4 protein-coding genes are annotated in these 7,729 nt (G+C 59.4%); all 4 read right to left on the bottom strand.

Annotation, left to right across the window (positions count from 1 at the left end):
* Positions 1 to 268: hypothetical protein (locus C2I19_RS22685; RefSeq protein WP_233201318.1), on the bottom strand; the 268-nt coding region annotated here is incomplete at its 3' end.
* Positions 265 to 660 (bottom strand): polymorphic toxin type 15 domain-containing protein, encoded by a 396-nt coding sequence (locus tag C2I19_RS21295; protein ID WP_103904571.1) that lies wholly within the window; start codon positions 658 to 660, stop codon positions 265 to 267. The genes C2I19_RS22685 and C2I19_RS21295, both read right to left, overlap by 4 nt.
* 137 nt (positions 661 to 797) lie before the next feature.
* A complete protein-coding gene (locus C2I19_RS21290; RefSeq protein ID WP_103904570.1) occupies positions 798 to 1,277 on the bottom strand; it encodes a hypothetical protein in 480 nt (159 codons plus the stop codon).
* Position 1,278: 1 nt separating this feature from the next.
* A complete protein-coding gene (locus C2I19_RS21285; protein WP_158253798.1) occupies positions 1,279 to 6,930 on the bottom strand; it encodes a LysM peptidoglycan-binding domain-containing protein in 5,652 nt (1,883 codons plus the stop codon).
* Positions 6,931 to 7,729 lie beyond the last annotated feature (799 nt).

Genomic DNA, 7,729 nt, shown 5'->3' with positions numbered 1-7,729 from the left:
ACAATATCAAAGCGGCACGCGAACAACTGGGTTGGTCGCCAGACCAGTTACTGGCGCTATGCAAGCTGGCATGAGATAGCATTGAATGGCCCTGACCCAGCAGCCATTTCCAATTAGAGATGATTGATTCGGCAAGAGCAATATCGAGAATGCAAAGAGTTCCGCTATTATAAATGCCAGCCTTTATTCCTATTCCAGGTTTCGTCGCCTCAACTGAAGCAGGCTGAGATATTTCGTCGGCTTGTTTAAATACGGCATGAAAGCTCATTGACTGATAGCTCCAAATTTGAACCGAACATAGCTGTTTTTCGGGACACCAAGAGTTGCTTGATAGATGGCATCCTGGAAATATCGATTTTGAGAACCTAGACTGCTATTGACACGGAGGTCGCCATATCCAGTGACCATGTCTGGCCTCCCTCCAATTACCATGTCAGGTTCGTGAAGGGCAGCAAAACGCGGCTGGCCTTCTGCGCCAATACGATCCAAATACGACTGAACAAACGGGTCTTCTACTACTGGGTTAGCATTTCGGAATTGCATAATTTCGTTACTGGCATCCGAAGGCCTTCCGTTTGCTCGAAACTGTTCAATATTGCTACGAATCTCTCCCGCGGTCAGTTTATTAAGCCCAGCCTCTTGTCCCGCAAGCTTTCTCATGAACTCTCCTTCACTTCCGGCGAGAGGGGTGTACTCTAGCGATAACGATTTTCCTGAATCATAGGCAAACGGTTGCAGAGATCAACTCTTAGAGGCTGGTCGATACCCTCCACCAATACTCTCTGTCGCAACCTACCTCAAAAGACGACTAACACCCCTTTTGGGAAGTCGCCCTGCCACCCACACGGGAAATGCCCCTTGAGATACCAATATGCCTGACTTGCAAAAAATCCTGGAGGAAACACGTCTGCAAATTCCGCCTCCATGCATAAATGCAGAATATCCCACTGAACCGTGTCCACGAACCCTCTTGGCAAGTTATTTGCATCGACTACGTTTTGGGTCTTCCGCAAAACCAAAGGTATTGATACCAGTTTTATTTCTCGTACCAGTACGTTCCAGTTTTGAAAGCGTTGCGGATCACGTTCCAAAAGCCTAGCTCTGTATTGATTTGCGGCCTCAAGGCACAAAGACTCCCACGCCTCGCCCTCACAACTTTCGATTGCCTCCGCCCATGTATTCAAGATGACCGCGTTACTAGCATCATTCCGCCCAACGTTGGCGAACCAATCCACGCTTTCAAGTTCAGCCAACGTCGAAATTGTTCTCTGGTGCATATTAGTTACCTCCTGACTGGTAGATTTTACGCGGCACTCTCGGAACTGATGCCTCTGGCCTCAAACCAAACGCGTGACGATTTTGCTTGGCCAAATCGCTCAACCTCTGAGCCTCGGATTCACTAAGTCCAGAATCTCTCAGTGCCTGCGTCACCGCGTCACCATATTGTGCGTTTGTAGGTACTTCACCGAAGAGATCTCCACCTTTTCGGTATGAGTCCCAGAAGCGTTCTAAGGAACTATGAAAATCGTAGTGTGGTGTACCAGCCTCTGTAAAGGCATTGCCGCGAATACCGATGGAGAACCCTTCATCCTTTGGAATCACCGAATTGAATGCGGCATTTTGATTGAGATGGTGGGCTTGAAACCCGTCATCCAGAGTGCCCACCAAATCTCCGTAACTTCCCTCGCCCTTCACGGCAACCCTATTTGTCGCCTTAGCCAAAGCCGAATCGGCCACATCCCCAATGACTGAACCCGGTCTTCCCACAGCCCCCAACCTGGCCCCGAGCCCCATTATAGCGAGTTCTGATGTGGCACGGCCCAGCCCCTCCGGACTTCCTTGATAGGCACTTCGGCCAAACGCCGCGAGTAGCTGCACGGGAGCCGCCGCAGCTTCCACTCCGCTGACAAGCAGCGTTGGTCCCCAGCCGTTTTGATCCACCGACTTGAAGAATGCGCTCCGTGCCGGAGTCGCCTCATTTCCCGCAATACCCAACGCAGTTGCCGCCTTGGACTCTAGGCGATCAAAACCATCTTGCATGAAGGCATCGACACTTCCAGCGACATCACTCAGGCCTGAACCAAATCCTCTAGCGAACCGGCCAATGGAGGAGAAGCGCCAGAGCGCCTCTAGTCCTCCTATTTCCCTCATGTTATCGCCGCCGGCAATCGCCGGAGTGCTGGCCACATTGCGTTGGCTCCCGCCAATAATTTCTATGTTCGCAATCGGCATGTCTGCGTAAAGTGGATCCAGCAGATCTTCAAGATCGACCATTCGCTGGTGCTCAAGGTTCTCCGTCCTCGTATGGCCATAAGCTGTCACCTGTATCGGATCTGCCTCAAAGAGGGGTACTCCATTATTGTCACCAACATAATGCGAACCATGTGAAATACCATCACCGGTATTAAATTCCGGAGCAGTCAACGTATCTGCCTTCCCTGCCTGCGCCCTCTGCGGCAGATCGCCTCCTCCACTAGCACCGCCTGAAGCCTCGTTGCTACTTCCATCGCCGCCGAAGTCCTCCTGCGATGCCCAATAACCACTGTCCCCGACGGAGCCACCTCCCAAACTCATTAAACCTTCCAGCATGGACTTCTGCGAGCTGGCGTACATCCCCTCAATCGCATTGACTTCTCGCCCCGCCTGATCCAGACGGGCTTGCTCGCCGGCCTGTATGCTACTCGTGATCTGGTCACCCACCGCGCTGCCGAACGATTGCAGCGCCAGGTCGCTCCAGTTTGGCTTGTGGTCTTCGCCCACGACCGACTGGATGGTCCCGCCGATCAGGCCGCGCGCCATGCCGTAGGCCATGCGGTCTTGCAAGCCCGCCTGCGGCAGCGTGCCCGCGGCCCACTCCGCCACGCCGGACGCGCCCACCGCCGCCCAGTTGAACGACTTTTGCAGGCCCGTCGCCATGGCCAGGCCTTGCGACAGCGCGCTGCCGGCCATCGCCTGCGCCACGCTGTTGTAGGCCTGATTGGCGAAGAAATTCACCCCGCCGGTGTAGCGCATCGCCCCGGCCGTGAGCGCGGACAGCCCCACTTGCTCCCAGGAGAAGCGGTCTTGCATGCCCATCGCCATCGCCGCGCCCTGTCCGGCGATGGAGCCGGCCGCGCCGCCCACCATCGCGCCGGCCACCCCGGCATAGGTGACGCTGCTGCCCAATACCGGCGTGGCCCAGAAGCTGGCGGTGCCTGCCGCGGCCGCACTCGTGCCGGCGGTGGCACCTGCCGCGGTGGCGCCAGCGGCGCCGCTGGCCGTCACCGTCCCTCCTGCGGCCGCCGAACTCCCCGCAGCCGCCGTACCGCTTGCCGCAGCGCCACTGCCCGCAGCCGTCGCTCCCGCCGCGCCAGCGGCAGTGCTTGAACCGCCAGACAGCCAGCTTGCCACGGCCGGGCCCACAATGTAGGCCACCACAATCACGATCACGATCACCAAGATCATGCCAAACCCACCGCAACCGCCATCCGACGCCGGCGGCGGCGGCGCGTCCGGCAATGTCGGCGTCACGTCGCCCATCGCTTCGCCCGGGTTGTATACCCGGTAGGTGCTGCTGTTGTTGTGGAAGTTGGTAACCTTGTTCGGCACTTTCAGCACTTGGCCGGCGGCCAGTTGCTCATTGCCGCTCAGGCCGTTGGCGTCGGCCAGCAGATACCACAACGAACGGTCGCCCCACAGATTGCCGGCCAGGCTTTGCAGGGAGTCGCCCGCCCGCACCGTCACGCTGCCTGGCGCTTGCGCCGGGTTGTTGGGGCCGATAGGCTCGTAGTTTTGGTCAAAGTCCGCGCTGCTCACCGCCTTGCCAAAGCGGTATTGGTCCTTGTCGCTGCCCAGCTTGGCCTGCGCCAGCGCCTGGGCGAAGTCGCCGCGGACCGGGCCGTCGTTGCCCACCGCGCCCACTTGCTTGCCATCGACATAGTAGTAGTCCTGCTTCTTGTAGGTGCTTTGCTGGTCGATCTCCTCCCGCCGCACCACCACGCCCTGGGCGTCGGTGATATAGCGCAGGTGCCGGTGGCCATTGACCGGATCGTCCTTGTCGTCGATGACTTCCTTCAGATGGCCGTTGGCATCGTAGCTCAGGTGCGAAACGCCCGGCTTCCAGCCTGGCGCATTGGCGTTGGTCGCCTGCGTGGTGATCGTCGATTGTTTGGCCTCGTCCCACCACTCATAGTCGAAGCTCGTGGCCAGGGTGGTTTCCCCGTCCTGCTGGGTGGACTGCAAGGTGCCGTCATTCATCAGCTGGTAGCTGAGGCCCTTGCCATCCACCGCCTGCCGCGTGACCTTGTTGTCCGCGTCGTAGGTGGTGACGGTCTGGCTATCCTTGCCGCTGTTGCCGCCCAACCAGTTGTAGCTATGGCTGGAGGTGACTCTGCCCAGCAGGTCGTTCACCCGGTGGTAGGCCAGCTTGGCGTCTGCCGCCTTGCCGCTGGCGCTGATTTGGGTATCTAGCAGCAGGCCGTCTGCGGTGTAGCTGTAGGTCTCCACGGTGCCGTCAACGCCATTGGTCACCTTGGCGCGCTGGCCGAAGCGGTCGTACTCGACGCGCACGCCGCGGCTGCCCAGCACCAGATTGCCCTGGGCGTCATGGCTGCCCATGGTGACGGTGAAGCGGTTCATCGCGTCGTAGTCGTACCAGTTGTCCTGCGTCTGCTTGCTGCCGTCCTTGCCGTCCTGATACTCGGTGTAAACGCGCTGGCGGTTGCCCACCGCGTCGTACCAGTAACGGCTATGGAAGCGGGTGGAATCATTGATATCGATGACGCGGCCGCGCTCGTCATAGCTGATCTTGGCCTGCTGGTAGAAGCTCAAGTGGTCGCGGTCCGGGCCATTGGCGTAGGCTTCGTAGGTTTTGCGGCCATCGTCGTCGTAGCCGTACAGCGTGTACTGCTGCGCGACGGTGTCTTCCATGCCTTGCAGATAGCCGTTGCCGTAATAGGTGTAGACGATGTCTTGCGCGTTCTTGACCGGGCCGGTGTTATCGCCGTATTGATGCGTCAGCTGGCCGGCGTTGTTGTAGTCGTAAGCGCTCACCCGGCCGCCCAGATCACGGTGCGCCACCTTGAGGCCGCTCAGCGTCGTCGCGTCTTGCAGCGTCATCTGGTTGGCGTTGGTGGTGGTGGTGCGCCAGCCGCCCACCACGATGCCGCCGGCGCCCTTGAGCTGGGCGTCCCAGACGTAGCTGTAGTCGGTATGCCGCTGCGCCGCACTGACGGCGCCCAGCACCCGGCCCAGGCTGTCGTAGCGGGTGGTGTCGGTCAGCGTGTCGCGGCCGGTGCTGGTGGTGCTGTGGCTGATGCGGTGGCCGGCGCCGTCGTAGGCGTAGCTGTCATAGCGGCGCTGGCCGCCGTAGGACTCGTTTTCGCTGCCGCTGGCCGTGCTGCGCTGGGCGTGGTCCGCCCTGGTCAGCTGGCCCAGTTTGTCGTATTGGTAATCTTCGCGATGATCGCCGTTCACGGTGGCAAAGCGCAGATTGCCCAGGCGGTCATAGGCCATTTCCTTGGTACTGCCATCGGCATGGTATTCGCGCAGCACCTTGCCCTGGCTGTCCTGGCTGCCGGCCAGCCAGCGCTGCCGGTTCTCATGATTGTTGGCGTCGATGGTGGACACCAGATTGCCCATGGCGTCGTAGCGGTACTGGGTGGCGTCGTCGCCGCCCAGCTTGTCGCTGCCATCGGCGTTTTTGAGGACATTGCCGTTGTCGTCGCGCAGCATCACCCTGGCCTCGTGCTTGGCCACCAGTTTGCCGGCAGTGTCGTAATCGGAGGTGGTGGTATGGCCGACGCCGTCGGTTTCGCTCACCACTTCGCCAAAGGCGTTGTAGGCCTGGCGGCGCGTCACGGTGGCGTTGTACAGCGATTTGTCCACCACCCATTTCAAGGCGTTGCTGGACAGCTGGCTGCTATTGCTGCCGCGATGCAAATAGCCGCGCGTTTCCAGCGCCGCGCCGTCGGCGCCGTTGATCAGCGCGCCGGCGGCATCGCGCAGCACAAAGCGGTATTCGTAGTCGCCCTCCTGCCAGTCATCGACATTGAGCAGGAAGTTGCCCTTGCCGTTGCGCGGCACGTGGGCGTCCTGCCATTTGGCATTACTGCCCTTGAGGCGATAGCTCACATCCAAGCGCGCGGCGCTGGACTGCGCGGGGTTGAACTGCACGTACAGCGGCAGGACCAAGCCCGAGTTCTGGTCCACCTGGACGTCGTGATCCAGGCCCAGCGTCATCTGGCCGCGCTGGCGGTTGATCATGGCGCCGCCGGCATCGAACACCTGGTATTCAAAGTCATAGTTGCCGGCCGGCGCGCCGTCTTCACCGGTATCCCAGTCGAAGCGGCCCGAGCCGTCGCCGGGACGCAGCGTCTGGCTAATATACTCGCCCTTGCTATCGGCCAAGCGATAGCGCACCACGCCGCTGGCCGCCAGCGAGGACTGATTGCTCAGGTGGATGATCTGCGCCTGGCTGCTCCAGGGAACGGGCTGACCCAATGTATTCGCCTCGCCTGGCGCAAAGCTGCCGACCACACGGCCGGCTTCCTTGCCGCCGGCGTCCAGGCCTTGCAGGTCGTATTCATAGCGCGCCCCGGGCTTGAGTCCAAGCGCGGCGGTGTTGATCGCGAACCAGCCGTTGGTGATGCCGGCCGGCGCCGCCACGCTGACGTTGTAAGCCTGGGTCCAGGCGCCGCTGCCCGGCGGCGAGCGGAAGCGCACCAGGCCATGCGTGGCATTGCCGCCCGGGCCTTTCAGACCGGTGACATTGAGCAGGCCATCGGCAGTGACGAAGGCTTTGTCAGCGCCCAGTGGCCGCCCTTGGCTATCCAGGACCGGCGTGAGCGTTGGCGCGCTGTCATTTAGCGCCATCTGCCCCTGGCCGCTGTTCTGGATATTGCCGGCGGCGTCCAGCGCCAAATAGCGGTACTCGTAATTGCCGCGTGGCATGCCAGTCCAGTCCAGAGCGAATTGACCACCCGCCAATTGGGGAACATTAATTACTTGCCACCCTTGCACCTGATTGAGTGGGCGTGTCAACAAAAGAACGCGTTTAATATCCGACGAGGTTGTTTGAATCACCAAATCTTTTCGAGTGGGGTTGATGGTCTGCGTTACGCCGTCATGCGAAGCAGAATTCGACATCCCCTTCAAAAGATCATCCCACTCTCCCGTGTAACTGCCTTGCGCCACGGTTATAAGTTGATTATTTGGCAATCTTTTTTGGATAGTAACAGAAAGGGACACTTGTCCAGCATACCCATCCCAATACTCCCCTGTTTTTATCCAACCGGAACCATCCCTTCCAATCTCATGCCCTATTTCATGATACGCGACACCACGCAGCTGGAGGGCTCCAAAAGTAAAATCAGGAACAAAGCTACTTTGGTTTCCAGCTACCGCGTACTCCCCATTAAATGCTCCAAATAGCTGATTGATAAATTTAAACTGCACATCTACTACAAAATCGCCTCCACCATATTGATTGGCATAGCTTGGCAACGGCACTTCCAAATGCAAGCCACTTGCACTAAAGCATGACCCCTCATCCTCATGCCTTTGCCAATGCACTGGAGCGACTCCATCATACCAAGCGCGAACCTGGCCAATTGAAGCCGGCCCAATCGCCACACTACTCTGCCCCGCCGGATTCGCGGTCGCACCGTCCCGCTTCGGCACCTTCCCCACCGTCACCACATCGCCATTGCCGGTCAGCGGCTTGGCCACCTGCCAGGGCGTGATCTGCACC

Origin of the sequence: Chromobacterium alticapitis, assembly GCF_002924365.1 — a bacterium.
Taxonomy (GTDB): domain Bacteria; phylum Pseudomonadota; class Gammaproteobacteria; order Burkholderiales; family Chromobacteriaceae; genus Chromobacterium; species Chromobacterium alticapitis.
This window is presented reverse-complemented; position numbering and strand designations above follow the sequence as displayed.

Excerpts from the sequence above, each read along its gene's own strand:
- C2I19_RS21295 (WP_103904571.1), bottom strand. The coding sequence starts at position 660 with ATGAGAAAGCTTGCGGGACAAGAGGCTGGGCTTAATAAACTGACCGCG.
- C2I19_RS21290 (WP_103904570.1), bottom strand. The coding sequence starts at position 1,277 with ATGCACCAGAGAACAATTTCGACGTTGGCTGAACTTGAAAGCGTGGAT.
- C2I19_RS21285 (WP_158253798.1), bottom strand. The coding sequence starts at position 6,930 with ATGCCACGCGGCAATTACGAGTACCGCTATTTGGCGCTGGACGCCGCC.